The organism is Pseudoduganella namucuonensis, assembly GCF_900116645.1.
Classification (GTDB): domain Bacteria; phylum Pseudomonadota; class Gammaproteobacteria; order Burkholderiales; family Burkholderiaceae_D; genus Rugamonas; species Rugamonas namucuonensis.
On record NZ_FPBO01000016.1, the window covers coordinates 21,417 to 47,574 of the forward strand.

20 protein-coding genes and 1 riboswitch are annotated in these 26,158 nt (G+C 69.2%); of the genes, 9 read left to right on the forward strand and 11 right to left on the reverse strand.

Features of this window, described 5'->3' with window-relative positions; translation table 11 throughout:
- Positions 1-19: 19 nt before the first annotated feature.
- From BM436_RS17410 to BM436_RS17420, 3 genes are all read right to left on the reverse strand, one after another.
- The gene (locus BM436_RS17410) at positions 20-307 is read right to left on the reverse strand and encodes a HigA family addiction module antitoxin (protein ID WP_093556800.1); all 288 of its coding nucleotides are present in this window, start codon (positions 305-307) and stop codon (positions 20-22) included.
- A 12-nt stretch (positions 308-319) separates the two neighbouring features.
- Positions 320-598, reverse strand: a complete 279-nt coding sequence (locus tag BM436_RS17415) for a type II toxin-antitoxin system RelE/ParE family toxin (RefSeq protein WP_093556924.1) — start codon at positions 596-598, stop codon at positions 320-322.
- Positions 599-682: 84 nt separating this feature from the next.
- The gene (locus tag BM436_RS17420; RefSeq protein ID WP_093556801.1) at positions 683-2,188 is read right to left on the reverse strand and encodes a tetratricopeptide repeat protein; all 1,506 of its coding nucleotides are present in this window, start codon (positions 2,186-2,188) and stop codon (positions 683-685) included.
- A gap of 104 nt (positions 2,189-2,292) precedes the next feature.
- Between BM436_RS17420 and BM436_RS17425 the strand changes: the two genes are divergently transcribed.
- Genes BM436_RS17425 through BM436_RS17435 form a run of 3 tightly spaced genes read left to right on the forward strand, consistent with a single transcriptional unit; the run spans position 2,293 to position 4,421 of the window.
- The gene (locus BM436_RS17425) at positions 2,293-3,531 is read left to right on the forward strand and encodes an SDR family oxidoreductase (RefSeq protein WP_093556802.1); all 1,239 of its coding nucleotides are present in this window, start codon (positions 2,293-2,295) and stop codon (positions 3,529-3,531) included.
- Position 3,532: 1 nt separating this feature from the next.
- Complete coding sequence (locus BM436_RS17430; RefSeq protein WP_093556803.1) at positions 3,533-3,997, forward strand: DUF2269 family protein; 465 nt, start codon at positions 3,533-3,535, stop codon at positions 3,995-3,997.
- Positions 3,998-4,034: 37 nt separating this feature from the next.
- On the forward strand, positions 4,035-4,421 hold the full coding sequence (locus tag BM436_RS17435) for a hypothetical protein (RefSeq protein ID WP_093556804.1): 387 nt from the start codon (positions 4,035-4,037) through the stop codon (positions 4,419-4,421).
- Between the two features lie 18 nt (positions 4,422-4,439).
- Here BM436_RS17435 and BM436_RS17440 read toward each other — a convergent pair whose 3' ends face one another.
- Positions 4,440-6,131 (reverse strand): magnesium transporter CorA family protein, encoded by a 1,692-nt coding sequence (locus BM436_RS17440; protein ID WP_371859648.1) that lies wholly within the window; start codon positions 6,129-6,131, stop codon positions 4,440-4,442.
- A gap of 161 nt (positions 6,132-6,292) precedes the next feature.
- Here BM436_RS17440 and BM436_RS17445 point away from each other — a divergent pair, with 161 nt between their 5' ends.
- Together BM436_RS17445 and BM436_RS17450 are read left to right on the forward strand one after the other, a co-directional pair.
- A complete protein-coding gene (locus BM436_RS17445) occupies positions 6,293-7,657 on the forward strand; it encodes a family 43 glycosylhydrolase (protein WP_093556805.1) in 1,365 nt (454 codons plus the stop codon).
- A 162-nt stretch (positions 7,658-7,819) separates the two neighbouring features.
- Positions 7,820-9,505: a serine hydrolase domain-containing protein gene (locus tag BM436_RS17450; protein ID WP_177307293.1), complete on the forward strand. Its 1,686-nt coding sequence runs from the start codon at positions 7,820-7,822 to the stop codon at positions 9,503-9,505.
- Between the two features lie 10 nt (positions 9,506-9,515).
- Here BM436_RS17450 and BM436_RS17455 read toward each other — a convergent pair whose 3' ends face one another.
- Genes BM436_RS17455 through BM436_RS17465 form a run of 3 tightly spaced genes read right to left on the reverse strand, consistent with a single transcriptional unit; the run spans position 9,516 to position 13,945 of the window.
- Positions 9,516-11,252: a glycoside hydrolase family 9 protein gene (locus BM436_RS17455; protein ID WP_218164879.1), complete on the reverse strand. Its 1,737-nt coding sequence runs from the start codon at positions 11,250-11,252 to the stop codon at positions 9,516-9,518.
- A complete protein-coding gene (locus tag BM436_RS17460; RefSeq protein ID WP_093556807.1) occupies positions 11,249-12,583 on the reverse strand; it encodes an MFS transporter in 1,335 nt (444 codons plus the stop codon). Before BM436_RS17460 ends, BM436_RS17455 begins: the two co-directional genes overlap by 4 nt.
- Before the next feature lie 45 nt (positions 12,584-12,628).
- Positions 12,629-13,945: a GH1 family beta-glucosidase gene (locus tag BM436_RS17465; RefSeq protein ID WP_093556808.1), complete on the reverse strand. Its 1,317-nt coding sequence runs from the start codon at positions 13,943-13,945 to the stop codon at positions 12,629-12,631.
- Positions 13,946-14,214: 269 nt separating this feature from the next.
- Between BM436_RS17465 and BM436_RS17470 the strand changes: the two genes are divergently transcribed.
- Positions 14,215-15,228: a LacI family DNA-binding transcriptional regulator gene (locus tag BM436_RS17470; protein WP_093556809.1), complete on the forward strand. Its 1,014-nt coding sequence runs from the start codon at positions 14,215-14,217 to the stop codon at positions 15,226-15,228.
- Positions 15,229-15,308: 80 nt separating this feature from the next.
- A complete protein-coding gene (locus tag BM436_RS17475; RefSeq protein ID WP_093556810.1) occupies positions 15,309-18,317 on the forward strand; it encodes a DUF4214 domain-containing protein in 3,009 nt (1,002 codons plus the stop codon).
- A 29-nt stretch (positions 18,318-18,346) separates the two neighbouring features.
- On the opposite strand, the gene BM436_RS17480 is transcribed toward BM436_RS17475, so the two are convergent.
- The 4 genes from BM436_RS17480 to BM436_RS17495 form a co-directional block, all read right to left on the reverse strand.
- Complete coding sequence (locus BM436_RS17480) at positions 18,347-18,721, reverse strand: hypothetical protein (protein ID WP_229490438.1); 375 nt, start codon at positions 18,719-18,721, stop codon at positions 18,347-18,349.
- Between the two features lie 122 nt (positions 18,722-18,843).
- The gene (locus tag BM436_RS17485; protein ID WP_229490440.1) at positions 18,844-19,185 is read right to left on the reverse strand and encodes a hypothetical protein; all 342 of its coding nucleotides are present in this window, start codon (positions 19,183-19,185) and stop codon (positions 18,844-18,846) included.
- Positions 19,182-19,655, reverse strand: a complete 474-nt coding sequence (locus BM436_RS17490; protein WP_093556812.1) for a MotA/TolQ/ExbB proton channel family protein — start codon at positions 19,653-19,655, stop codon at positions 19,182-19,184. The genes BM436_RS17485 and BM436_RS17490 overlap by 4 nt, the downstream gene beginning before the upstream one ends.
- Positions 19,652-24,013 carry a cobaltochelatase subunit CobN gene (locus tag BM436_RS17495; protein WP_093556813.1) on the reverse strand — a complete coding sequence of 1,454 codons (4,362 nt, stop codon included), beginning with the start codon at positions 24,011-24,013 and terminating at the stop codon, positions 19,652-19,654. The genes BM436_RS17490 and BM436_RS17495 overlap by 4 nt, the downstream gene beginning before the upstream one ends.
- Before the next feature lie 171 nt (positions 24,014-24,184).
- Positions 24,185-24,402, reverse strand: a riboswitch (cobalamin riboswitch).
- A gap of 131 nt (positions 24,403-24,533) precedes the next feature.
- On the opposite strand from BM436_RS17495, the gene BM436_RS17500 reads away from it, so the two are divergent.
- Both BM436_RS17500 and BM436_RS17505 read left to right on the forward strand, forming a co-directional pair.
- Positions 24,534-25,823: a type II toxin-antitoxin system HipA family toxin gene (locus BM436_RS17500; protein ID WP_093556814.1), complete on the forward strand. Its 1,290-nt coding sequence runs from the start codon at positions 24,534-24,536 to the stop codon at positions 25,821-25,823.
- Positions 25,824-26,120 (forward strand): helix-turn-helix domain-containing protein, encoded by a 297-nt coding sequence (locus tag BM436_RS17505; RefSeq protein ID WP_093556815.1) that lies wholly within the window; start codon positions 25,824-25,826, stop codon positions 26,118-26,120. It abuts the gene before it with no gap.
- Positions 26,121-26,158 lie beyond the last annotated feature (38 nt).

Below are 26,158 nucleotides of genomic sequence, written 5' to 3' on the forward strand. Positions count from 1 at the left end.
GCCCGGTCCGGGTCGACGTTCAGGCGATCGACGCGAACCGTTCAATGGCGGGCTGCGGACGACGTTCGGCATGCCACAAATCGTAGTCCGCCTGGGCCGCAAGCCATACCCGCGCCTTGCCCACGCCCGCCCGCTCCAGGCGTACAGCCAGATCCGGACTGATGGGCGCCCGGCCATGCATAATGCGAGACAGGGTTTCACGCGCCAGCCCCAGCCGGCGCGCGAACTCCGTTCCACTCATGTTCAATGCGGGCAGCACATCCTCCAGCAAAATTTCGCCCGGATGGGGAGGATTGAATTGAGTCATGACGCCCCCCTCTCAGTGGTAATCCAGATAGTCCAGCATTTCCACATCCGTCCCGGAAAATCGAAAAATCAATCGCCAGTTGCCGGTGACGGTGAGCGACCACCAGCCCTGCAGGCGCCCGTGTAATGGATGCAGGCGCCAGCCAGGAATATCGAGCTCATCTGGCGCTCTTGCCCGGGCAATGAATAGCAGCATGCGCGCCAACCGTTTGGCGTGCGCGGGCAAGATTCCCTTTGTCGAGCCTGTTTCGAAGAACGCCTGCAAGCCTTTGTGCCGGAAGCTCTTGATCATATCCATTGTGACGCATTACATCACACCTCGCAAGAAGCAAAGCACCACTGTGCGACGCTTGCGTCCGCCCCACGTTGAGTGAAGTCAAAGCTGCTTGGCAAGGACGGCGACGAGGCCGGGGATGTCCCGGCCCTCGTCCTGGCGCAGGGTGGCGGGGGCGAGGCTGTGGACGGTATAGCCGTGCGCCCGCGCCAGCGACCACAGATAGGCCTCGGAGTGGGCGTAGCGGCCGGAGGGCTGCAAGGCGTAGTCGCCCGCGTCCAGGCGCTCCACCGAGAAGGCGAACAGGCCGCCGCCCCGCAGCGCTTGCCGCGCGGCGCGGAACACCGGCTGCAAATCGCCAAGGTACACGAACACGTCGGCGGCCACCGCCAGGCCGAATGCGCCCGGGCTGTCGTGCAGGTATTCGACGACGTCGCCGCATGCCAGTTCGTCGTAGACGTCGCGGCGGCGCGCCAGCTCCAGCATCCGCGGCGACAGGTCCACGCCCGCCAGCGCGCGCGCATGGGGGCGCAGCAGCGGGCCGCAAAGGCCGGTGCCGCATCCCAGGTCGATCGCGTCGACCGGCGCCGCGCCGAGATGCGCTTGCAGCGCCTGCGCCAGCAACCGCGGCACGCGGTATTGCAGCACGTCCTGCAGGTGGTGGTCGAAATCGTCCGCGTACTGGTCGAACAGCGCCGCCACGTATTGCGGCGGCGGCGCTGCGGGCGCCTCCCGCTCGCCCAGCGCGGCCAGCTGGTAGGCGACCGACGCCGCGTCCGCCCCGCAGGCCAGCGCGTCGCGGTAGGCCGCCACCGCCTCGTCGTTGCGCTTCAGCGCGCGCAGCGCGTTGGCCCGGTGCAGCCGCGCCGGCGCGCTGCCGGGATCCAGGCGCAGCGCGTGCTCGTGGCGCTCCAGCGCCTCCTTGTATTCGCCCATGCGCTGCATCAGGGTCCCGTAGCCGCTCCACGCCTCCGCGTAGTCCGGATTGAGCTCGATGGCCTTGCGGTAGGCGTCCTTCGCCTCCTCGTGGCGTCCCTGGCTTTGCAAGGCGACCGCCGCGCCGCAGTAGGATTCGGCGTGGCCTGGACGCAGCGTCAGCGCCTGGCCGAAACTGTCCAGCGCCTCCCCGCCCCGTCCCAGCAGATGCAGCGCGACGCCGCGGTTGCACAGCGCCTCCGGGTAGGCGCCCCGCAGCGCCAGCGCCGCGTCGTAGCTGGCCAGCGCCTCCTCCGCGCGGCCCAGCCGGCGCAGCGCGTTGCCCCGGTTGGCCAGCGCCATCGGGTAGTCCGGTTGCAGGGCCAGCGCGCGCTCGTAGCTGGCCAGTGCCTCCTCGTGGCGCCGCATGTCCTGCAGGGCCGCGCCCAGGTTGCAGTGCGCCGCCGCCTTGCCGGCGTCGACGGCGATGGCCCGGCCGATCAGTTCGACCGCCGCCTCCGGCGCCCCGCCCTGCCGCGCCAGCACGCCCATCATGTGCAGCGCGTCGAAATTGGCCGGCTCGCGCCGCAGCACCTCCGCATACAGCGTCTGCGCTTGCGACAGATCGCCGCGCTGGTGCAGCGCCACGGCCTGTTGCAGCAATTGGCCGGCATGGGGGGAACTGGAGGTCATCGCGATCGCCAAAACGGGAAAAGCAGCACATTAACAGAACTGGCTTTGACTTGGCACGGCTTTCATTCTATTATTTCTGTAATGACAGAAATAACGGAAACAAGATGCGTATCCTGATACTCGGCGCCACCGGCCTGCTAGGAAGCCACATCGCGCGCGCGCTCGCCGCCGACGGGCACGCGGTGACGGGCGCCGGCCGCGAGCTTGATTTCACGGTCCTCGCGACCGCCGCGGCGTGGGCGCCGCACTTGGCCGGCATGGACGCGGTGGTGAACTGCGTCGGCGTTTTCCGCGCCCGCGAACCGGATGGCTACGAGCGCGTGCACCACACGGCGCCCGCCGCGCTGTTCGAAGCGTGCGAGCGCATGGGCCTACGCCGCGTGATCCACGTTTCCGCGCTGGGCAGCGGCGCGCGCGCGGCGACCGCCTATTGGCGCAGCAAAGGCGCGGGCGAGGACGCCTTGCGCGGGCATGACCTCGACTACACCATCGTCCAGCCATCCCTGGTCTACGGCGCGGACGGCGCCAGCAGCCGGCTGTTCCTGGCGCTGGCCACGATGCCCGCCGTGGCGCTGCCGGAGGCGCGCGGCGCACTGGTGCAGCCCGTGCACGTCGACGACTTGGCGGCGGCGGTGGCCGCGCTGCTGCGTCCGGAGCACGGCGGCATCAGGGAACTGGCCGCGGTCGGCCCGCGCGCGCTGGCCATCGGCGAGTATCTGGCGGACCTGCGGCGCGGCATGCGCGCAGGAACGGCGCTCACGTTGAAGCTGCCCATGGCGCTGGCCGGCCTGGCCGCGCGCCTCGCCGCGCTGCATCCCGCCAGCCCGCTGACGCCGGACGCGCTGGCGATGCTGGACGCGGGCGGGGCCGGGGCGAACACCGCCGATCCCGCCGGCATGGCCGCCCTGCTCGGCCGCCCGCCGCGCGATCCCGCCACCTTCGCCGCGCCGGCCGACAAGCCGCGCGCGGTGCTGGCCTGGACCCTGCCACTGGCGCGCGTCAGCCTGGCGGCCCTGTGGCTGTGGACCGCCTGGGTTTCCTGGTTCGGCTGGCCCCACAACGACAGCCTGGCGTGGCTGGCCGCCTGCGGCGTCCCCGCCGCGCTGCGCGTGCCGGCGCTGCTGGGCGCGAGCGCGCTGGACGCCGCCATCGGCTGCGCCCTGCTGCCGCGGCCGCGCCGCTGGCTGTGGCCTTTGCAACTGTGCCTGGTGGGCGGCTACACGGCGGCCATGACGCTCTGCCTGCCGGAATTCTGGCTGCATCCCTTCGGGCCGCTGAGCAAAAACATCCCGCTGCTGGCCTTGATGCTGGTGTTGTGGCGGCTGCACGACGAAAGGAATTGAGATGGACTATCTGGCGTTGAAATGGCTGCACATCCTGTCCGCCACGCTGATGTTCGGCACCGGCTTCGGCACCGCCTTCTACATGTTCGTCGCCAACCGCAGCGGCAACACGCAGGCCATCGCGGTCGTGACGAAATGGGTCGCGCGCGCGGACTGGTGGTTCACCACGCCGTCGGTCATCGTCCAGCCGCTGTCGGGCCTGTGGATGATCCACATGGCGGGCTATCCGATGTCGTCCACCTGGATCGCCTGGTCCATCGCGCTCTACCTGCTGGCGGGCGCCTGCTGGCTGCCCGTTGTGTGGCTGCAACTACGCATGCGCGACATGGCCGCCATCGCGGCGGACACGGGAGCCGCCCTGCCGCCGCGCTACTGGCGCTACGAGCGGATCTGGACCGCGCTGGGCTTCCCCGCCTTCGCCGCGCTGCTGGTGGTGTACTGGCTGATGGTGCACAAACCCGGCTGAACGCCGAAATGCGCGGCTTGCGCGTGGTCTGCACCGCTTGAGCCGCGACAAGCTGGCGATGCTGCGCAACAGCAAGGAGCAGGCCTTCTTCGCCGCGCCCATGGTCAACTTTCCCACCCTCGGGCGCGATTTCGTGGACTGGTTCTGCGGCAAAGCCGCCCTCCCCTTTCCCCTGCAAGCCGAGCGGGTATGGCCTTTGTTTGTCGAGGCGGGCCCCTGGAGCGGTACCGCAAAGCCATGCTGCTGGCGGGACTGCCGCCGGAGGAGGCGAAAGCCGACGTGCCCGGCGCGCAGCAGGCAGGCGCTGATCGCCCTGCACGAAAAAAAGCTGGTGTGGCGCGCGGCGCGCGGGGTCTACATCATCGAGGAGCAAAGCATCGTCGACCTGCTCGCCGCCGACGGACTGCTGGATGGCCTTGCCTAGCCTGGTGGCATATGCCCGTCAATCCTTCTCCGGCCGCCACACCGCCACCAGCGCCTTGGCCTTGGTCCACAAGGGCAGGCGCTCGTCGGACAGCACGTCGAGGAAGTCCGACAGCCGCTTCGACTTCACCATGGTGTAGGCCGTCAGCACGGTGGTGACGATGAAGGTGACGCCGAAAATCGTCAGGCGGCGATCCATCGGGGCGTCGGCCTCGGCCAGCAGGTTCATGCCGAGGAAGCCCGTGGTGACGGTGCCGATCAGGCCGAATATGGTCACCACCGTCAGCCGCACGACGGTGTTGGCCTGCCGCCGCAGGCTGTCCGCCTCCAGGTAGCCGTTCATGTCCTCGACCCGCACCTTGACCTCGGCGTGCAGCTTCTCCAGCCCCAGCTGGGTCGAGCACATGTCGTACAGCGCGCGCACCAGCGCCTGCTCGGAGATGTCCTTGAACCAGTAGCGGTGCGTGAAGCGCAGGAAGCCCTCGAAGGACGAGCGGATGCGGCGCTTGAAGCGGCGCACGCTGTTCGCGTCCACCACGTTCAGGCAGTTCAGCGCCTCGGCCAGCCGGTCCGAGAACATCAGCAGCGAGGACTTCTGCAGGTGCGCGATCATGAACACCAGGAAGTGCTGGTGCCGGAACTGCGCCAGCACGCCCCGGTCGCGGCAGCAAAAAAAGTCCGCGTTGGCGTCGCCCACCACGATCAGCGACAGGCCGCTGCACAGGTAGCGCGTGTTCGGCGCGGCGCCCTCGCCGGTCCAGAAACGGTCGTAGCACACCTGCCGCTCGAAGTCGCCCAGGTGCTGCCCTGAATACGGCAGCGCGCCGCCGTTCTGTCCCGTGACCAGGCCGAGGCGCACGAAGTCCTCGCGCGACAGCGCGCGCGGATCGTCGACCGCGAGGAAGGCCATCACCGGCATGCGGTAGTACTCGATCTGGCGGTAGCGCAGCGGGCCGGCCCGGTCGCTCAGGTCGTACACCAGCGGCTCGAGCAGGAATTGCCAGTGCGCGGCGATGCGCGGCGCGCGCTTTTCGCACACGTGCGCCAGAAAGGCGTCGCGCTGCTGGGCATCGGAGCGCGACAACACATCCCCTCGCGCGTCCAGCCACTCCACGCTGCTCATGCAGTGCAGCGCCTGCCCCTGCTCGTCCCAGCCGGCCGGGTAGCCGCGGCCGAAGCGGTACAGCAGTTCCTGGGCCTGCGCCAGTTCCAGGTCGCTGGCCGCCACCTCCACGTTGAGCATGACCACGTCCACGTCGAAGAAGAAGTACAGGTCGATGTGGACGATGTCCAGCAGCCGGGGCGCGTCGCCCGGCTTGGCGACCACGCGCGCCCGCGCCACGTCGTGGCGGCGGAACACGCGCATGCCGGCGCCGCCGGTCTCGGCGCGGCCGGCGCGCGCCTCGCCGTACAGGAAGCGCTGCACGAAGGGCAGGAAGGTGACGAACTCGTTGTAGTGGCGTTCGTGGAAGTTGGCGGCGTCGCCGTTGAATTCGTCGACCACCTCGCGCCACGGGTTCGCGCCCCCGTCGTCCGCCATGCCGCGCAGCAGTTCCCAGGGCCGCTGCGAAGTCTGGTCCGCGCCGGTGCCGGGCATCAGCCGCAAGGGCCACAGCAGCACCTGGCGCAGATGGCGGACGTGCGTTCCGGGCAATGCCGGGGCCGTTTCGGCGGACAGTTCGGCGGACGATTCGGCGGTGGTTTCGGTCATGCGATGGCTCCTGGTGTCCAGCCCATTCTAACGGAACCATGCTTCGCATCAATACCAAAGCTGACATCGTTCGCGACAAAAATATGATTGGAAGGCGAACGCCGTCCGTCCTACTCTTGCGTGGCGGTAAAAAAATAATGATTACAATAATGGAGACGACTATGAAGAAACTGCTGGCAATGCTTTGCCTGGCGGTGTGCGCCGTTTCGGCGTCCGCCGTCACTCTCTCGGGGCTGCAGAACGCGCACGACCCCGGCACCGTCACCAAGGACGGCGACACCTGGTTCAACTTCACCACCGGCACCGGCATCTGGTATTCGAAATCGACCGACCTCACCACCTGGTCGGGCGGCCCGGCGCCCGTGTTCACCACCTATCCGTCGTGGATCGGCAACAAGATCCCCAATTTCGGCGGCTCGTTCTGGGCGCCGGACGTGATCCACATGAACGGCTACTACTACCTGTACTACTCGGTGTCGAGCTGGGGCACGTCGGTGTCGGCGATCGGGGTGGCGCGTTCGGCCTCGCTGAAAAATCCGAGCTGGACCGACCTGGGCATCGTGGTCGAATCGTTCGGCGGCCAGAACGAGATCAACGCCATCGACCCGGCCCTGTTCCGCGACCACGACGGCAAGATCTACATGTCCTACGGCTCCTTCTTCGGCGGCATCGGCGTGGCGGAGATCAACCAGGGCACCGGCAAGCTGGCCGGCAACGTCACCAAGGTGCTGGGCGGCGGCTTCGCCGACATCGAGGCGCCCTACATCGTGCGCGAGGGCGGCTACTACTACCTGTTCGTCAACCGCGGCGCCTGCTGCAAGGACGTGAACAGCACCTACTACGTGGAAGTGCAGCGCGCCACCAGCCCGTTCGGCCCGTACAGCGGCACCCGCACCGTCCTGCCCAACGTGGACGGCAAATACAAGGGTCCCGGCCACATCGGCGTGCTGAAACAGGACGGCTGCAACTTCGTCTCCACCCACTACTACGACCTGAACGACGGCGGCACCGCCAAGCTGGACTTCCTGCGCATGACCTACAGCGGCGGCTGGCCCGTGTTGACGCGCAATTTCAGCAACTTCAACGGCTGCGGCGGCCTGAGCGACGCCCTGTATGTGGCGTCGTCGCGCCTGAGCGGCAAGGCGCTGGCGGTGGCGGGGGCGTCCAAGACCAACGGCGCGATGGTGCAGCAGCAGAGCTACACCGGCGCCAAGAACCAGCAGTGGTACGTGGTGGGCCATGGCGACGGCAACTACAGCTTCATCAACGCCAACAGCCTGCTCAGCCTGGACAACTATGGCAATTCGACCACCGCCGGCACCAATATCGCGCAGTGGGGCTACTGGGCGGGCAACGGGCAGCAGTGGAGCGTCTCCAGCCCGGCCACCGGCTACTACGCGGTGAAGAACCTGCTGAGCGGATTCGTGCTCGACGTGTCGGGCAAGAGCCTGGCCGAGGGGGCGCAGATCATCCAGTACACGCAGAACAACGGCACCAACCAGCAGTGGTCGCTGTCGCGGCCGTGAGCTGACGGTCGCGATATAGGGCGCGGCCGTTAGCGGCAGTCAACTGGCGGGCTTGAACCGGCAGTTCAAGCTGCCATTTCTACCATTCATCGCTGGCCTGTTGCTGGCGGTCGCCCCCGTCATTACAGTGCGCCCATGTTCAACCCACCCCGAGACCCGACCATGCCCGCACCCGCCCTGCCGCGCCTTCGCGCCCTGACATTTGCCCTGCTCACCCTGAGCGCCCCGCTGGCCATGCTGGGCGCAAACGCCGCCACAGCGTCCGCCGCGAGCGCCCCCACCGACGCGCTGGCCGCGAGCCTCGACGCCGCCCTGCGGCAGCACTTCAAACCGGACGCGCCGGGCGCCACCGTGATTGTCGTGCGCGACGGTCGCACCGTGCTGCGCCAAGGCTACGGCCTGGCCGACATCGGCACCGGCGCGGCGCTCGAACCGGCCATGTCGATGCGCATCGGCTCGGTCACCAAGCAGTTCACCGCGGTCGCGATCCTGATGCTGGCCGAGCAGGGCAAGCTGAAACTCGACGACGACCTGCGCCGCTACCTGCCCGAGTACCCAGCCCAGCCCACGCCGATCACCCTGCGCCACCTCCTGATCCACAGCTCCGGCATCGTCAACTACACGGGGCGCCCGGGCTTCGTGGCGCAGATGGAGCTGGATCTCACCCCGGCCCAACTGATCGACACGTTCAAGAACGAGCCGCTGCGGTTCCCTCCCGGGACGCGCTTCGAGTACAGCAATTCAAACTACTTCCTGCTGGGCGCCATCATCGAAAAGGTGTCCGGCATGCCGTACGCGAAGTTCGTCGAGCAGCGCATCTTCATCCCGGCCGGCATGGCCGACACGGCCTACGAAGGTTACGAACGGCGACCGGTCAAGCGCGCCGCCGGCCACGAGCACCAAGTCGCCCGCTTCGAACCCGCCAAGCCGCTCAGCCTCACCCAGCCGTATGCGTCCGGCGCCCTGGTCTCCACGGTGGACGACCTTGCGCGCTGGAGCGCGGCGCTGGATTCGGGCAAACTGCTCAGGCCCGCACGCCTTGCCGATGCCTTCACCGCCCAGCCGCTGGCCGATGGCAAACCAGGTCCGTATGGCTACGGCTGGTTCATCTCCACCTTCCAAGGCCACAAGACGGAACAGCACGGCGGCGCCATCAACGGCTACACTTCGTCGGTGCTGCGGGTACCGGACCAGAAGCTGTTCGTCGCCGTGCTGTCCAACACCCAGGGCGGCGCGGCCGCGCCGGAGTTTGTCGCCCAGCATGCGGCCGCCTTGGCGCTGGGTAAGAATCTGCCATACACGGCGGCCGAACTGGGCCAGTTCACCGGCGTCTACCGCATCGACGACCAGAGCAGCCATGTGGTCAAACGCACCGATGGCGGTCCGCTGACCATCCAGGCCACCGGCCGCCCCCGTGCCGCGCTGGCGCCGGTCGCGCAGAACGCCTTCCTGATCGGCGACAGCCAGATCCGCGTCGAGTTCCGGCGCGGCGCGGACGGCAAGGTCGACCAGGCGACCATCACCGACAACGGCAACGCGCTGGTGCACGCCCGCAGCGGCGACCTGCCCAAGCCCGGCGCGCTCAAGCTGCCGCAAGCCGCGCTGCAACGCTGGGTAGGCCGCTACGAGATCATGCCGGGTAAGTTCTTCGAAGTGCGCTTGCAGGGGGAGGTGCTGGCGGCGGGACCAGAGGGAAAAGGCGCGTTGCCGCTGCTGGCCTTGGCGGAGGACCGCTTCAGCGCGGAGGAGGCGGGCGCCGACCTGCGCTTCGGCATCGCCCAGGACGGCGCCGCCCAGGTGACGGTGGAACACGGCGGGCGCAGCTTCACCGGCAAGCGCCTGCCCTGAGGACGCGGGATCAGCGAGGACTCGGCGCGGACGCCGACGGCGTGAGTTCGTCCAGCGCGGCCGTCACGTACACCAGCGGCGCGTTCCAGTTGATGGTCACCTCGTTGCTGGCGTAGCTGCACAGATGGTCCAGGTAGGACAGCGCGGGCAAACCGCTGGTGTAACGCACCGGGCAATCCTTCCGGTCCTGCTGCTTGGGCTGCGGACCGCCCACCAGCCAGCCGGGCACCGGCGCCGCCACCCCATCCGCTTCGGACGGCCGGTGGTGCGGATGCAGCGGCGGACGCGCGCCGAAACCGGTGACGAAGGAATAGCCGGTGGCGTTGCGGCCCAACACGTAGTCTAGCCCGGACTGCGCCGCGTGCAGGTAGTCCGCCCGCCCGTTCAGGCGATAGCCCTGCAGCAGCATCATGGCCTGGTTCAGCGCCACGGCGTTGCTGCCCCAGACGAAGTCCGGCTCCGTCATCGCCACCTTGTAGGCGGACGCTTTCCACGCCGAGGCCAAGCCGGCCGCCAGCGCGTCGACGCGGGCGGCGATCAGCTTGCGGTCGGCCAGCGGCGTGAGGCGGTCGCGGTGCCGCGCCAGCGACATCCAGGCCAGGCCGCCGACGTCGGACCACGAGGGGGTGGCGGCCGGCAGCGACTCCGCCTTCACCGCGCGGTAGTAAGCGTCCTTGCCGGTGGTGATGTACAGCTCGGCGGCGGCCCACGCGCGCTCGTCGTCCAGGTGCTCGTCGCCGTAGTCGCCGGTGCTCACGCCGGGGGGATTCTTGAAGGTCGCGGCGGGATGGGCCCGCGCCCACAGCCACGCCGCCTCCGCCGCCGCCAGCATCCTGGCGGACAGGCCGGGACGCTGCCGCTCGTACGGCTTGAGCACGCGGCTGGCCACGGCCATGACGGCCGCGAAGTTCAGCGTGGCCGAGGTGCTTTTCTGGATCACGTAGCGCGGCGCCGTGGCCTGGTGCGGCATCACCATGCCGTCGAAGCCCAGGTTGGTGAGCTTGTGATAGACGCCGCCGTCGGCCGGCTCCTGCATCGTCAGCATCCACTCCAGGTTCCACAGCGCCTCGTTCAGCACGTCCGGCAGGCCGTTGCCCGATTCCGGGATGTTCAGGCGCTGGCGCTCGAAGTAGCGCGGGAAGTGCTCGTAGGCGGCCAGCAGCGTGTAGGTGCTGATGCCCGAGTTGGTGACGTATTTGTTGTAGTCGCCCGCGTCGTACCAGCCCTTGGCGCCGCTGATCACCGTGCCCTCCGGGCGCGCGGCCGAGGCGGCCGAGGCGTGCACCAGCACCCGGTCGTCCATGTGGCCGGCGGGACGGGCGTAGACCCCGGCGTGCTCGGGCAGCAGCGGCGCGCTGGCGCGGTTGAAGTAGAAGGCCTTCAGCGCGGCGGCGTTCAGGCCCGCGTAGGCCCGCGGTCGGATCGCGAAGCGGTCGGACGGCGGCTGGCCGGTCAGCTTGACGCGGTAGTCGCCGGGCGCGGTCAGCGCGGAGAAATCCGCCAGCCGCACGGTTTCGGCGGACGGCGCCCAGGCCAGCGGCGCGCCCAGCGCGCCCTTGAACACGGTCTTGCCGTCGTCGGCGCGCACCACTTCAAAAGACGTCGCCGCGCCATCGGCCACCACGGCGACCTTGCCGGCCATGGGCGGGAAGGCGAGCTGGTTGACGCGGATGGCGGGCGCCGGCTCGGCGGCGGCGGTCGTGGCGGCGGCCAGCGCCGCCAGCCAGGCCAGCGCCGGCGGCTTCACGCCGCCACCGCCTTGCCCGGCGCGCCGCCGCCGGCGGGCGCCTCCTCGTGGTGGAAGGGGGCGTACCAGGTGGCCACGAACGACGGGATGGTGGCGACCATCACGAACACGAAATAGCTCACATAGCCCAGCCACTCCTGCAGGTAGCCGCTGACGACGCCGGTGACCAGCCCGCACAAGCCCATGACGCCGGTGCCGAAGGCGTAATGGGTGGTGCTGTATTTGCCCGGCGCCAGCTGCTGCATCAGGTAGATCATGAAGCCGACCGCGCCGAAGCCGAAGAAGAACTTCTCGACGACGACGCCGGCGCCGATCAGGTACAGGTCGGCGGGCTGGTAGACCGCCATCAGCAGGAAGGTCGCGTTGGGGATGTTGACGGCGCAGCACAGCACGAACAGCGTGGCCTTCAGCCCCCGCTTGGCCACGTACAGCCCGCCCAGCAGGGATCCCAGCAGCACGGCGGCCAGGCCGTAGGTGCCGTAGATGATGCCCAACAGTTCATTGGACAGGCCCAGGCCGCCCTTGGACACGGGATCGACCATGAAGAACGGTCCGATCTTCTCCAGGAAGCCTATGCTCAGGCGGAACAGGAAGGCGAAGGCGATCATGCGCCAGATGCCGCGCTTCTGGAACAGGGTTACGAAGGCGTCCAGCAGGATGCGGCCGCCCTCGCCCACGCTGGTGGGCGTGTTCTCGGCGCGCGCGCCGTCCGGCATCACGCGCGCGTGCCAGAGCGCCATCAGCAGCGTCATGCCGCCCACCAGGAAGAAGATCACGCGCCAGGCGTCGATCCAGTCCGGCCCGAAGACGGCCGCGTCGTGGCCGAACACGCGGGTGTGCAGCAGGCCGCTCAGGTAGACCATGCCGCCCGAGGCCACGATGGGGCCGATGTTCCACGACAGGCTCTGGATGCCGCAGTACAGCGACTGCGCGCGCGAGTCCAGCGAGGTGACGTAGACGCCGTCGCTGGCGATGTCCTGCGTGGCGCCGACGAAGGACAGCGCGAAGAAGATCCCCATCAGGAACAGCATGTAGCCGGGCAGCGCCATGGCCAGCCCCACGCCGGCGAATCCCAGGCCGATCATGACCTGCGCGCACAGCACGAAGAACTTCTTGGTGCGGTACATTTCAACGAAGGGCGCGAACAGCGGCTTGATGGTGTAGGCCAGGATCAGCATGCTGGAATACTGCGCCGCCCTGCCGTTGTCCATGCCCAGGTTCTTGAACATGATGGCCGTCACGCTGGTCAGCATGACATAGCCCAGGGCCATCGTGAAATAGCCGGTGGGGACCCATAGCAGCGGCGAGGCGGGCGGGCGGGAAACGCTCATGGTGGCAATCCGTTGTATTTTTGGTGATGGGCCCTGCGGGGTGTCTCAGCCCCGGGCGGAAATGAACTCACGATACCAGAGCGCGCTGTGCTTGAGGGTGCGTTTCTGGGTCGCGTAGTCCACGTGGATGATGCCGAAGCGCTTGGCGTAGCCGGAATTCCATTCGAAGTTGTCGAGCAGGCTCCACAGGAAGTAGCCGCGCACGTCCACGCCCAGGTCCATGGCGGCCTTGAGCGCGTCCAGGTGGCTGCGCACGTAGTCGATGCGCGCCTGGTCGGGCACGCCGCCGCCGACGATGGTGTCCGGATTGGCCATGCCGTTCTCGGTGATGTAGATCGGCGGCAGCGGGTACTCCTCCTTGAGCTTGATCAGCAGCTCGGTCAGGCCCTGGGGATGGATTTCCCAGCCCATGTCGGTCAGGCCCAGCTTGGCCGGCGGCGGCACGGGCGGCGTGGCCGCGCTGCACCAGGAGCGGAAGTAGTAGTTGCAGCCGAGGAAATCGATGGGCTGGCGGATCGCGTCGAAGTCACCCTCGTGCACCACGGGCGCGTTGTCGCCGTGCGCGCGCAGCGCCAGTTCCGGGTAGCGCCCCTTGAAGATGGGGTCCATGAACCACTGCACCGAGCGGGCGTACTCCAGCTCCGCCATGGCGCGGTCGGCCGCCGAGTCGGTGGCCGGGTCGGCGGTCCACTGGTTCAGCACGATGCCCAGCTTGGCCGAGGTGTTGGCCGCGCGCATGGCGCTCATCGCCAGGCCGTGCGACAGCAGCAGGTGGTGCGAGACCTGGATCGCCTGTTTGGCGTCCGCCACGCCGGGCGCGAACTGCGCGTTGCCGTAGCCGAGGTTGGCCGTGCACCACGGCTCGTTGTGGGTGGCGATGGCCTCCAGCCGGTCGCCGAAGCGGCGCGCCACCTCGCCCGCGTACTCGGCGAAGCGGTGGGCGGTCTCGCGGTTGAGCCAACCGCCGTCGTCCTGCAGGCCCTGCGGCAGGTCCCAGTGGTACAGCGTCAGGTGCGCCTTGATGTTGTTGGCCGCCAGCTCGTCCAGCAGGCGGTCGTAGAAGGCGAAGCCGGCCTCGTTCCAGGCGCCCTTGCCGGTGGGCTGCACCCGCGCCCACGCCATCGAGAACCGGTAGGCGTCCACGTTCAGCGAGGAGATCAGGCCCACGTCCTCGCGGTAGCGGTGGTAGTGGTCGCACGCCACGGTGCCGTCGCTGTGGTCCTTGATGTTGGCGGGATCGGCGCAGAAGGTGTCCCAGATCGACGGACCCTTTCCATCGGCCGTGGCTCCGCCTTCGATCTGGAAGGCGCTGGTGGCGACGCCCCATGTGAAGTCCGGCGGGAAGTTGTTGGATTGGGTCATGATCGCTCTGCGGGCTGGAAATATGGGTATATGATTAAGAAATCGTTTTCACGATATCTGAAAACGATTTCATGTTACATTTCTAGGCGAAATAAAGTCAACTTAAATCTGCGTCGGGATGCCTGCGGAGGAATTCGCGCCACAGCGTCCGATATCCGCTGAAATCGGTATCATGGGCCTGCGGGGAGTTAACGTTCGCGTGATATACTCGCCGCGATTCCATTATGCCAACGCCAACACCATTTCCTCCGCTAGCGGCGCAACCACCCATGAAAAACGACCAGCGCAGCACCACCACCCTGCACGAGGTCGCCAACGCGGCCGGCGTGTCGCCGGCCACCGTGTCGCGCTTCCTGAACGGCACGGCCAAGGTTTCGGACGACAAGCGCAAGGTCATCGAGCGCGTGATCGGCGAACTGAACTATAAACCCAACCAGCTGGCGCAAAGCCTGAAGATGGGCAGCACGCGCACCATCGGGGTGCTGACGCAGTCGCTGGAAAGCGGCTACTTCAACAAGACCATGACCGGCATCGAGGACGCGATGAAGGAATCGGGCTACGCGCTGTTGATCATGAGCGGCCACTGGCACGCCGACGAGGAGGCCGAGCGGGTGGAACTGCTGATCGGGCGCCGCGTGGACGGCGTGGCCATCCTGACCGGCAATATGGACGACGCGCAGATCATGGGCTTCTCGCGGCGCGTGCCCATCGTGGCCTTCGGGCGCGACCTGCACGGCGAGCGCATCAACGGCTTCTGCCTGGACAACTACGGCGCCGCCTGCCAGGCGATGGAATACCTGATCGAGCAGGGCCACCGCCGCATCGCCTTCATCGCCGGCCCGGCCGACCACGTGGACGCGCGCGCGCGCCTGGCGGGCTACCGCGACACGCTGGCGCGGCACAAGCTGGAGGCCGATCCGGCGCTGGTGGTGCCGGGCGACTTTTCCGAATCGGGCGGCCTGCTGGCGCTGAACCAGCTGCTGGCCACCAGCCAGCGCTTCACCGCCCTGTTCGCCTGCAACGACCTGACCGCCTACGGCGCCCGCCTGGCGCTGTACCGCCGCGGCATCCGCGTGCCGGAGGACATCTCCATCGTCGGCTTCGACGACCTGGACAGCTCGATGTACACCACCCCGCCGCTGACCACCGTGCGCCAGCCGCTGTACGACGTCGGCCTGTGCATCGGCGGCATGATGCTGCGCATGCTGGGCCGGCCGCAGCCGGAGTTCCCGGCGCCGCCGCTGAGCTTGATGGTGCGGGAGTCGGTGCGGCGCATGGGCTAGGGCGCGGCGCCCGGCGGGCTGGATCGGGTTCGCGACCGACGATATAATTGCTTTCGACCAACTTTCGATACGCAATTGTCATGGCCACCACAGCAGACCTCTCCGCAGACCTCCAGACCGCCGGCGGCGTCGCCGTCGGCGCCACCGCCAGCTCGACCTTCGAGCAGGCGCGCGACACGGACTGGTTCAGGGTGCACCTGGATGCCGGCGTCACCTACAATTTCACCATGTACGGCGCCGCTTCCGGCATGGGCACCTTGCAGGGCGATCCCGAATACGGCGTCGCCATGCTGACCGTGTACGACACGGCGGGCCAGCGCGCCTCGCCATGGGGCGGGGTCACCGGCGCGGCCGGCCATCTGCCCGCGCTGCCGTTCACTCCAAGCGCCAGCGGCGACTACTTCGTCTCCGCCCAGGGGGCGCTGGAGGCGACTTACACGCTGGGCGTGGCGACCGGGACGCGCGACGACGTGGGCGACACGGCGCCCGGCGCGCGCGCGCTCGCCATCGGCGCCAGCGCGTCCGGCGCCATCGCCGCCGTCAACGATCACGACTGGTTCAAGGTTCGCCTGGAGGCGGGCAAGCTGTATAGCGCGGTCCTGCGCGACCAGGGCGACGGGGCGGCCGGCCAGCTGGACCTGCTGCTGCGCGACGGCCAGGGCAACCCGGTGGATGTGGCGCAGACGCCGGGCCCCCAGAGCAACAGCTACGCGTTGTCCGGCACGCCGTTTGCGTCGGGCGACTACTATCTCGACGTCTCCTCCTGGCTGGGAACCGGCGCCTACCAGTTGTCGGTGGCGCTGGTCACGGACGACTACAGCGCCGACAGCGCCACGATCGGCCGCCTGACGGTGGGCGCCAGCGCCAGCGGCAACATCGAGGCGCCGAACGACCGCGACTGGTTCCGCGTGGCGCTGGCGGAGAACCAGCCCTATGTCTTCGATCTCGGCGGCGGCGCGGGCGCCGCGCTGGCCCTGATCGGGCCGGACGGCGCGCGCCGCGACATCGCCAGCGGCGCCCTGGTCTACGCGAACGCGGCGGGCGACTACCACGTGGAGGTGCAAGGCCCCGCCGGCGCCTACACGCTGAGCGTCAACCCGCTACGCGACGACTACACGGACAATCCGGGCCAGGGCGCCGGCACGCTCACGGCAGGGGCCTCGCTGGCCGCCCGCTTCGACTACATCGGCGACGCGGACGCCTTCAGGATGGCGGTGCAGGCCGGGCACACCTACCGCGTCGCGTTCAGCACGGACAGCGCCGCCGGCCAGTCGCGGTACGACCTGGGCGCCACGCTGTCGGCGCTGGACGCGACCAGCCTCCAGACACCGGGCGGCCTCTCCGGGCAGGGCTCGACGGAGGCGGCGATCACCTTCAAGGCGCTGGGCGACGGCGAAGTGGCGCTGACCGCGCGCAATTCGGGCGCCCCCCAGGGCTATCGTGTGACCGCGACCGACGTCGGCACCGACGACGCCGGCGACGACGCCGCCCACGCCGCCGCGCTGGCGGCCGGCGCCAGCGTCTCGGCGGTGCTGGACCGCCCCTCCGACATCGACGTTTTCGCGCTGGCGCTGCAAGCGGGCGTGTCGTACGAGGTGCGCGCGGGCGGCGAGCTGGCCGGCCTCAACGCGCTGCTGGTGGCGCCGATCGCATCGGCCAGCTGGGGCGGCGGCGGGCACGCGAGCTACCTCGTGACACCCACCGCCGGAACGGCCAACCACGCCTACGTCAGGGGATTCCAGAGCGCGGGCGCCTACACGCTGCAAGCGCTGGCCGTGACGGACGATTACAGCGCCAACGCCGCCACCACCGGCAGGCTGGCGCCGGGCGGCGGCGCCAGCGGCGTGCTGCGCTCATACGACGACCGCGACTGGTTCGCGATCTCACTGGAGGCCGGCAAGTCCTATCGCATCGAACTGGACGCCGCCCGGCCCGTGAACCGCGACATGCTGCTGTCGCTGCTGGACGCCGGCGGCAACGAACTGGCAACGGGCAATTATTACAGCGGCATGAGGCTGACGTACACCGCCCAGGCCAGCGGCACCTACTACGCGCAGCTGGCCGGAACCGCCGGGCGAGGGGCGGGCTCGGAAACCTGGTCGTGGACGGCGGACTACGCCGACGGCGGCTACACGCTGCGCGCCACCGACCTCACGCCCGACGTGACGGCGCCACGCGCGCTGTCCATGTCCGACGCCGTGGCGGCGGTGGGCGGCGAGATCGTCGTCCGCTTCAGCGAAACGGTGGCGCGCGGCGGCGGTTCCATGGAAGTGCGTGACCAGGGCGGCAACACCGTGCTGTCGGTCCCGGCGGACAGCCAGGCCGTCGGCCTGTCGGGTGACACGCTGACCCTCAAGCTGTCCACCGCCCTGCTGCCCGGCGCCAGCTACAGCGTGGCGCTGTCGTCCGGCTTCGTCACCGACGCCGCCCGCAACGCCTTGGCCGGCGACCTGAGGTTCACCGTCAACGCCGCCGCCGCGGCCACCGCGCCGGGAGCCGGCGCCGATGTCTACGCGGGGCGCGGCGACGGCAGCGTGATCGACGGCGGCGCGGGCCTGGACAGCGTGGTGTACGGCGACGGCGTGACGATCGGCGTCGTCGCCGGCCGCCATACCGCCACCCCGTCGGCCGCCGGCGCCAGGGCGGACACGCTGGCCGGCATCGAACGCGTGTTCATCGCCGGCGGCAGCGACGCGATCGCGCTCGATGTCGACGGCGTCGGCGGCCGCGCCTACCGCCTGTACCAGAGCGCCTTCGACCGCACGCCGGATTCGGCGGGCGTGGGCTACTGGATGGCCGCGATGGAGCGCGGCGCCAGCCTGCTGCAGGTGGCGCGGGGCTTCGTCGCCAGCGAGGAGTTCCGCGGGCTGTACGGCCACAACCCCGGCGACGCGGACTTCGTCGGCCGCCTGTACCAGAATGTGCTGCACCGGCCTGGCGAGCAGGCCGGGGTCGACTACTGGACCGGCGTGCTGCGGCAGGGCGCCGACCGCGCCGAGGTGCTGGCGGCGTTCAGCGAGGGCGCGGAGAACAAGAGCGCCGTCGCCGCGCTGATCGCCAACGGCTTCCACTACACGCCTTACGGCTGAACGGCCCGGTGGACGGGGCGCGCCGACGGTCAGCGTTCGCCATGCTCCCTGCTGTAGCGGCGCTCCGCCTCGGTCAGGTGGCTCACCAGCAAGTGCGAGATGATGTTGATGCCGACGCCCGCGAACAGTGCCGGGAACAGGTACAGCGCCACCGAAAGCTCGGACGAGAACAGCAGGTCGTCCCGCAGCGACGGGGTCTTGGTGGCCATCTCGGCCAGGGTGCGCAGCAGCACCAGGTTGGCGCCGGCCAGCACCAGCAGGCCGATGCCGAAACCGAACACCGCCAGCCGGGACAAGGCCCGCTTCCACATCATGTAGCCGTAGATGGCCGCCGGCAGCAGCAGCGACAGCGCGACCAGCACGAAAAACTGCAGCTCCACAAACACCGATTCGCTCACCCTCATTCCGTACTCCCGTTATCGCCCGCGGGGCGATTATATGCAATCCGGGTGCGCGCACTGTGTCGCCCGCGGCGCCGTATGTAAGCAAACGCTACCAGCCGGCCCCGCGTGGATATCCACCATCGCTATGGCGCCGTTTTGGCTTCCTTGTTCTTGCCGGCCGGCTCGATCAGCACCAGCTGGCCGGTCTTGGGATCGCGGAAGACCTCGCCGACGCGGTCGTAGCCGCTGCCGTCCTGGCTCACGCCGGCCGCGGGGCGTTCGATCTGCCTGCCCTTCTCCACCGGCTTGGGCGCCTTCAGCGCGCCTTGCGCGCCGGCGATGGCGGCGATCAGGCCGCAGGCGAACACCAGCATCACGTCGACCAGGTTGACCAGGCTGGCGCGCGGATCCTCGTCGCTGTCGTCGAAGCGGGCGTCGAGGCGGGAATACAGGCGCATGCGCTGGCGCGCGGGCTGGCCGCTCACGCCACACGCTCCATGCCCGCGCCGCCGATGGCCGCGCGCTCCATGGCTTCCAGCGTCTCCTCGTACCAGCGGCGGCGCAGCTTGCCGATCACCAGGCCGCCGATGCCGGCGACCAGGCCCAGCACCGTGGCGTCGAAGGCCACCGTCACGGCGCTCGCGAGCTGGGCCGGGTCGCCCTGGCCGAGCGCGGCCAGGCCGGGCCCGAGCGGAATGATGGTGGCCATCAGGCCGAGCATCGGCGGTATCCGCGCCAGCAGGTCGGCGCGCTCCAGGCGGTGGCGGGCGACGGCCTGCACCCGCGCCACGTCGCCGGTGGCGCCCAGTTTGGCCAGGCCGTGGAAGCGCTCGCCGACGGCGATGCCGGCCTCCACCACCGCGACCGCGCAGCCGATCAGCAGGGTGGCCAGGGCCGGCGCGAGCAGCCAGCTGACCGCGTCGTGCAGCCAGGCGTAGGACAAGGTTTCGATCATGTGGAACTCCTTACAGGTTGGGATACGTGGCGTCCGCGCCAGAGGCCGAACGCGAACAGGGTGAGGCAGGCGGCCAGCGCGCCGAGCAGCTTGACCGCGCGCGCGGCGGCGGCCTCCGGCGGCTCGGCTTTCCGGTGCAATTCGTACACGCGCGGCGGCGCGGCGGCGGGGGCCGGCGCGCGTTCGGCGAGCGCCGCCGACATGGCGGCCCGCGTGGACGCGGCGGCCGGTTCCACGCGGCGCGCCAGGGTGGCCGCGCCGGCGTCGGGCGGAGCGGCGGCGGGCAGCGTCTCGCCGCGCGCCTTGGCCAGCGCCCGCGCGTCGGCGCCGTCCAGTCGCGGCGCCAGCCAATCCCACATCGGGTGATTGGGCGCGGCGTGGCCGCTGCCCGGCAGGCCGTTGCCGGCCACCAGCCGCGCCAGTTCGCCGCCCATGCGCTTGATAGTGGCGGGGTCGGTCTTCCAGAAACCCTTCTCGGCGGCCACCATGAACACGGCCAGCATGTGCGCCTTGACGTGCGCGTTGTGGCTCTGGCCGAGGAATTGCGGCAGGCCCAGCTTGTGCGCGTCGTCGAAGTACACCGACTTCACCTCGTCCCACGCCCAGTTCTTGACCAGGTCGGGACGCGTCACCTGCCAGCCCCACAGGTTCTCCAGGAATTCCTGGCCCATGGTGCGCGCGCCGGCGTAGCCATGGCCCATCAGCGGCTTGAGCCAGGCCGGATTGAGGAAGCGGCCGCGCAATTCGCCCAGCAGGGCCGAGGCCAGCGGTTCGACGTCGGCGCGGCCGGGCTGCGCGTGCTGCAGGATGAAGGCCTCCGGCACGCGGCCGGTGCGGCCCTCGATGGCCAGCGACAGGCCGCCCAGGTAGTCGAAGGCGTCGTTGTTGTCGAGCAGGCCGTACAGGTTGCTGGCGCGCCCGTGGTAGGTGCGCGCTATGCCGTCCAGCGCCACGTCGAAGGCGGCGTGGCTGGCCTCGCCGCTGGCGTCCAGCCCGTAGGCGTGGCCCATGCGGTTGCGGTAGGCGCGGCCGATCTCGTCGCGCTCGCGCCAGGCGCCGGAGCGCTCGGTCAGGCGGTTGACGCCGGCGCCGTAGGCGCCCGGCGCGTCGCCGAACACGCGCTGCGCGGCGGCCAGTCCCGCCTCGCCGGCGGACATGCCGGCACCGGCCAGCGCGCGCTGGCGCGCCAGCCATTCGCGCGCCACGCGGTTGCGCGCCGGGTCCTCGGAACCCCAGGCCGCGCCGGGCAGCGGCGCCAGCGCCGCCCGCAGGGCTTCCTTCAAGGCCGGGTCGCGCTCGGCCAGCGCGCCGGCCGACGCGGCCAGCGCCATGCGGCCGGCGCGGTCGATCAGGCGGATCAGGTTCGGGTACAGGTCGCGGAACAGGCCCGAGGTGGTGACCAGGGCGTCGCGCCGCGCCGCGCCGGGTTTCAGGCGCACGTCGGTGACGATGCCGCGCGCGTTCCACACCGGCTCGGCGCCCATCATGGCCAGCGCGAACGCCACCATCACGCCCTCGTCGCGCACCGCGTCGGAAGCCCACAGGATGATGCCCTCGCTGCCCTTGGCCGCCGTGTCGCGCGCGTCGGCCTTGGCGGCCATGCGCTCGCCCAGCTTGTAGCCCAGGCGGGTCGGCAGGATGTCGCCGTCGACGGCGTGGAAATTGCGTCCGGTGGGCAGCGCCTCCGGGGAGCGCAGCGGGTCGTTGCCCTTGCCCGGTTCGATGTAGTGGCCGTCCAGGCCGGCCAGCAGCGCCAGCATCTCGCGGCGCGGCGAATCGGCCAGCCTGGCGGCGATGTCCGGGCCATCGATGCCGCCCTTGCGCATCGAGTCCAGCATCAGGTCGATCGATTTCTGTTTCCAGGGGCGGCCGAATATATGCAGGCCGAAGGGCATGAACTTCTCCTGCAGCTTGGTGAGATAGTGGCCGACCTCGTGGGCCAGCAGGTCGTCGTCGGCCGCGTCGAAGCCGATGCCGCGCACGGCCAGCACGTCGGCCATCGAGGCCTCCAGTTCCTGCTTCAGGTTCAGCGCGTTGACGCGCTCGCGCATCAGCCGCGCGGCCTGCGCCTTGAGCGACTCCGAACTGGCGGCCTCGAAACTCTCGACCACTTGGCGCAGCGCCAGCAACTCGTCGTACAGCGGCGTGGTGGCCAGGGGCGGCGTCAGGTGGTCGACGATGACGGCCAGGCCGCGCCGCTTGGCCTGCGTGCCCTCCCCCACGCCGTCGACGATGTAGGGGTAGATGCCCGGCAGGTCGCCCGCGATCAGGCTGGGATAGTCGTCGGCGGCCAGGCCAACCGCCTTCCCGGGCAGGAATTCGTAGGTGGAGTGGCGGCCGACGTGCACCAGCGCGTCGGCCTTGAAGCGGTCGCGCAGCCAATGGTAGAAGGCCAGGTACTGGTGCGGCGGCGTGATGCTGGTGTTCGCGTGCAGCAGTTCCTCGTCCACCTCCCAGCCGCGCGGAGGCTGCGGGCCGATGAACACGTTGCCGAACACCAGGCCCGGCACCAGCAACTTGCCGCTGTCGACCATGATACGGCCCGGCGCCGCGCCCCAGCCTTTCAAGCCCTCGATGCCGTAGCCGCCCAGGCGCCGGCCGAGCGGCGCCAGCGCGGCGCAGCGGCCGGCCTTGCCCGCGTTCGCGCGCGCGTCCAGGCAGGCGTTGTAGCCGTCCGCCAGCGCGGCCAGGTCGCGGATCGCCGCCTCCCGTTTCGGGTGGTCGGCGCCCTCGACCAGGTGCTGCAATTCCTTGATGATGACGTCGGCCTGCTTGCGGCCCAGCAGGCGCTCGCCGCTGGCCTCCGCCTCCAGCACGTCGGCATGCAGGCGGCCCAGCAGGCCGCTGCTCATTTCGCCCCGCACCCGCGGCGACAGCGTGGCGAACCAGCGGGCATAGTCGGCGGCGGCCACGCTGTTGACCGTGCCGCTCAGTTCGCGCAGCGCGGCGCGGTCCTCCGGCAGGTTGACGCCATGCGCCATGATCATGTCCAGCAGCGCCTCCGGCGTTTCGGGCAGGGTGCCCACCGTGTAGCCGGCGTTCTTCATCGCGTGCAGCATGTCGAACAGCGAGGCCGGCACGTCCAGGTTGTCGGCGCCGATGTTCTGGCGGCCGGGCGGGTGGTTGTAATAGATCAGCGCGACCCGCTTGTCGCGGTTGGCCTTGGCGCGCAGCGCCAGCCAGCGGCCCACGCGTCCGGCCAGGCGGTCGGCCTCCTCCGCCAGCATCACCGGCGGCCGGTTCTCGATGCCGGTTAGCCTGTCGCGCCGCGCCTGGCCCAGCGCGGCCACCACGATGGGCTGGCCTATGCCCTGCAGTTCCGGCAGCGCGACGCGGTACTGCACCGAGTCCGGCGGCAGGCCGTCCGGCGACAGGCGCCATTGCACGGCGGTGCGGTCGGACAGGCGGATCGCCTTGAAGACCGGCACGTTGAGGCGCTTGAACGCCTCCGTGACGGCTTCGCGCCCCTCGGCGGCGCCCACCACGAAATCCTGCAGCACGATCAGCGCAGCCGGCTGGGCGGGCGCGATCAGTTCCGGCAGCCGTTCCAGCGCCTCGCGCGAGGCGCCGCCCCAGCGCGTCAGCACCTGCACGCACGGCTGGCCGCGCTGCTCGACGCGCTGGCAGACGGCGGCGGGAACGGCGCCGTCCATATTGGCCAGGTCCAGCACCACCACGGCCGGCTGCGCCTTCAACCCCAGTTGCGCCGCATTGCCCCAGGCCGCCGCGCCGCTCAGCTCGCGCTGTCCCACCCGCAGGCGCAGCGTCGGCTCGGGCAGCGGGCCGGCCAGCGCCACGGCCGGGTCGAGCAGGTGCGCGAACAGCGCGGCGGTGTTGTCGGCGCCGCCGGCCTGCCACAGCGTGCGCGCCGCCAGCCAGTGGCGCGCGGCGGGATGCGCTTGCGCCGCTTGCAGGGCCGCGTCCTTGGGCGTTTCCGTCGCCAGCTCGCGCAGCGTTTCGGGCGGGAAGTCGCGCAGCGCGCCCCGCCGGTCGCGGCTCATCAGGCTGAGGCTGGCCTCGCCGTTGAACGCCAGCACGGCCGCCTGCGCCCGCGCATGGCGGGGCAGCGCATCCTTCAGGCGGCGGGCCGGGTCGCCGAACAAGGACACCGCCAGGACGCTGTCCGCCTGCGCTATCCAGAGGCCGGCTTCGCGGTCGCTTGCGGCCATCCATTGGGCCGGCGTGCGCAGCACGATGCGGTCCCCGGGATGGCTGGCGAGGTGGCGGTGGGCCGCCTCGATCGCCGCCGGCGCGGCCCTTTCGGTCACGATCGCGAACAGGGTGGCGGCCCGGCCGGGCGCGCAAGCCAGGACGCACAGCAGGACGGTGAGAAGCCGAACAAGTTTGGAAGCGCTCAATTTGAACTTTGACCAGTGACTGCGCGCCGGGCGCGCATGATAAGCAGGCGCTCGCGTTCCTGCCACGGGACGCGCGGGCCGATCGCGCGCGGATGCGCGCACGACGGCGTGCGTTTCTCAAACAGGGGGAACAACGAACAACCAATCGCGAGACCACACCCCGGGTCTCGCGGCATCAAATCGTGACTGGCCGGTCTTCTGGCTTGCCCTCATCCTCATTCGACCTTGCCTTCCCGCGCGGGGCACAGTGGCGTGTGATCGAAATCGTCAGGCTTACAGCAGCGGGGGCTGCGCCGGACTGGCGCGAAATGAAAATCTCGCGCATCACCGGCTTCCCGTTTCACCCTCCGGCCGACAAGCGGGAGGGCACCATTCACGTAATTGCGCGTATTTTACATGCAATACCGAACAATAAGCATGGCAAGCTGGAAATCTTCGACCAGGCGCGCCGCGCTTTTACGCAGTTTAATATCGTGAATAGGGATGGACATCGCGGTAATGGTGATAGTACTCTGCGCATATGAACCCCACATGTACGCTGCAGGTCTTCATTGACAATGCCTGGCGCGATGCGGCAGCGCTCGACTTGACGGGCGATCCGGCGCGCGGGGTTGACGCGTCCACTTATCTGATCTACCTGCCCGGATATGCGATCCAATACTGGGAAAGGACCGACGCCGCGGCGCTGTCGGTGAACCTCCCGGTGGACTTGAGCAGCTACCCGGCAGGGGCTTGGCCTCCGTTTCTGGTTGACTTGCTGCCACAAGGATACGGCCGGGCTGAATTACTTCCCCTGATCGAACCACGCCAGTCCACCGGTCCGGCCTCCGACTGGCCTTTGCTGTGCGCGGGCGCTGGCAATCCTGTCGGGAACGTCCGGGTCAAGGAGGCATACGAGTGGGTGGCGGCGCGCAACGGCAGCGCGACGCGTGGCTTCACGATGGCGGAAGTCGCATCCCGCGCCGGCGACTTCAGCGAATTCCTGGCGCAGCATGGACTCTTTATCGCGGGCTCCTCCGGCATTCAAGGCGAATGGCCGAAGATCCTGCTCACGCGCGCGGACGACGGCCTGCTCTATCTCGACCACACGCTGCCCGACGAGCGGGCGCGCGAACACTTCATCGTCAAATTCGGACGGGGCAAGGACGAATCGTTGGCCAGCATCCTCAGGCTGGAGGCGCCCTACATGCTCCTTGCCAAAGGGCTGGGACTCAAGGTGCACGCCGACCTGACGTTGCGCGGGCGGGCGTTGTTCATACCGCGTTTCGACCGTTCGGTGGCGGATGGCCGAGTGGTGCGCCATGGCCAGGAGAGTATCGCTTCGCTTTGCGGCATGGGTGGATTCGGGGCCGCGCCCACGCACAATGAGGTCTGCGAAAGGCTGGGCGAGGTATGCACCGATCCGGCAGGCGAAGTGATCGAGTACATCAAACGCGATATCGCGAACATCGCCCTTGGCAACAAGGACAATCACGCCCGCAACACGGCGATTCAGCGCAGGCACGATGGCACCGTCTCCCTCACGCCGCTGTTCGATTTCGCTCCCATGTGGCTCCATCCCGATGGGATAGCAAGGCGCATCCGCTGGGTAGCCGACGATGGCGGCTCCCCCGACTGGGCCAGCGTCGTCGACCAGGCCTGCGCGGCGGCGAAGCTGGATCGGGGCGCCGTCCGCGCCGGCGTCCAGGCGATGGCGATGCCAATGGCGACACTGCTCGCGGATGCGCGCGCCTTGGGAATAGACGAGCAATTCCTGTCGCCCCTGGAAAAAAAGGTGGACATTGTCCGCGCCCAATTGGAGCGCCTGTAAATGGACAAGCGATTCAATCCGTTGACACCGGCGGAGGAACTGCAGGCGCGACGCGCCTTGGCCGATGAACTCGCGGCCGATCCCGCGATGCCGATTCCGATTGTGATCAGGAAGATCCGTACGACCTTGCGCCTCACCATCGCGGAGTACGCGAAGCTATGCGGGGTGTCCGCACGGACCTTGCAGGATGTCGAGCGCGAAGAATCCAGCCCGACCTTGGCCACCGCCGACAAGTTGCTGCGCCCGTTAGGACTGCGACTCGGGGCGGTGCCTAAACCTCGTCAAAGACAATCATAGTTTCAGGGCGTCGTCATCCCGGCAAGGGCCCGCTCAAT

Coding starts and splice junctions, on each gene's coding strand:
- BM436_RS17410 (WP_093556800.1), bottom strand. CDS start 307: ATGACTCAATTCAATCCTCCCCATCCGGGCGAAATTTTGCTGGAGGAT.
- BM436_RS17415 (WP_093556924.1), bottom strand. CDS start 598: ATGATCAAGAGCTTCCGGCACAAAGGCTTGCAGGCGTTCTTCGAAACA.
- BM436_RS17420 (WP_093556801.1), bottom strand. CDS start 2,188: ATGACCTCCAGTTCCCCCCATGCCGGCCAATTGCTGCAACAGGCCGTG.
- BM436_RS17425 (WP_093556802.1), top strand. CDS start 2,293: ATGCGTATCCTGATACTCGGCGCCACCGGCCTGCTAGGAAGCCACATC.
- BM436_RS17430 (WP_093556803.1), top strand. CDS start 3,533: ATGGACTATCTGGCGTTGAAATGGCTGCACATCCTGTCCGCCACGCTG.
- BM436_RS17440 (WP_371859648.1), bottom strand. CDS start 6,131: ATGACCGAAACCACCGCCGAATCGTCCGCCGAACTGTCCGCCGAAACG.
- BM436_RS17445 (WP_093556805.1), top strand. CDS start 6,293: ATGAAGAAACTGCTGGCAATGCTTTGCCTGGCGGTGTGCGCCGTTTCG.
- BM436_RS17450 (WP_177307293.1), top strand. CDS start 7,820: ATGCCCGCACCCGCCCTGCCGCGCCTTCGCGCCCTGACATTTGCCCTG.
- BM436_RS17460 (WP_093556807.1), bottom strand. CDS start 12,583: ATGAGCGTTTCCCGCCCGCCCGCCTCGCCGCTGCTATGGGTCCCCACC.
- BM436_RS17465 (WP_093556808.1), bottom strand. CDS start 13,945: ATGACCCAATCCAACAACTTCCCGCCGGACTTCACATGGGGCGTCGCC.
- BM436_RS17470 (WP_093556809.1), top strand. CDS start 14,215: ATGAAAAACGACCAGCGCAGCACCACCACCCTGCACGAGGTCGCCAAC.
- BM436_RS17475 (WP_093556810.1), top strand. CDS start 15,309: ATGGCCACCACAGCAGACCTCTCCGCAGACCTCCAGACCGCCGGCGGC.
- BM436_RS17480 (WP_229490438.1), bottom strand. CDS start 18,721: ATGAGGGTGAGCGAATCGGTGTTTGTGGAGCTGCAGTTTTTCGTGCTG.
- BM436_RS17490 (WP_093556812.1), bottom strand. CDS start 19,655: ATGATCGAAACCTTGTCCTACGCCTGGCTGCACGACGCGGTCAGCTGG.
- BM436_RS17500 (WP_093556814.1), top strand. CDS start 24,534: ATGAACCCCACATGTACGCTGCAGGTCTTCATTGACAATGCCTGGCGC.
- BM436_RS17505 (WP_093556815.1), top strand. CDS start 25,824: ATGGACAAGCGATTCAATCCGTTGACACCGGCGGAGGAACTGCAGGCG.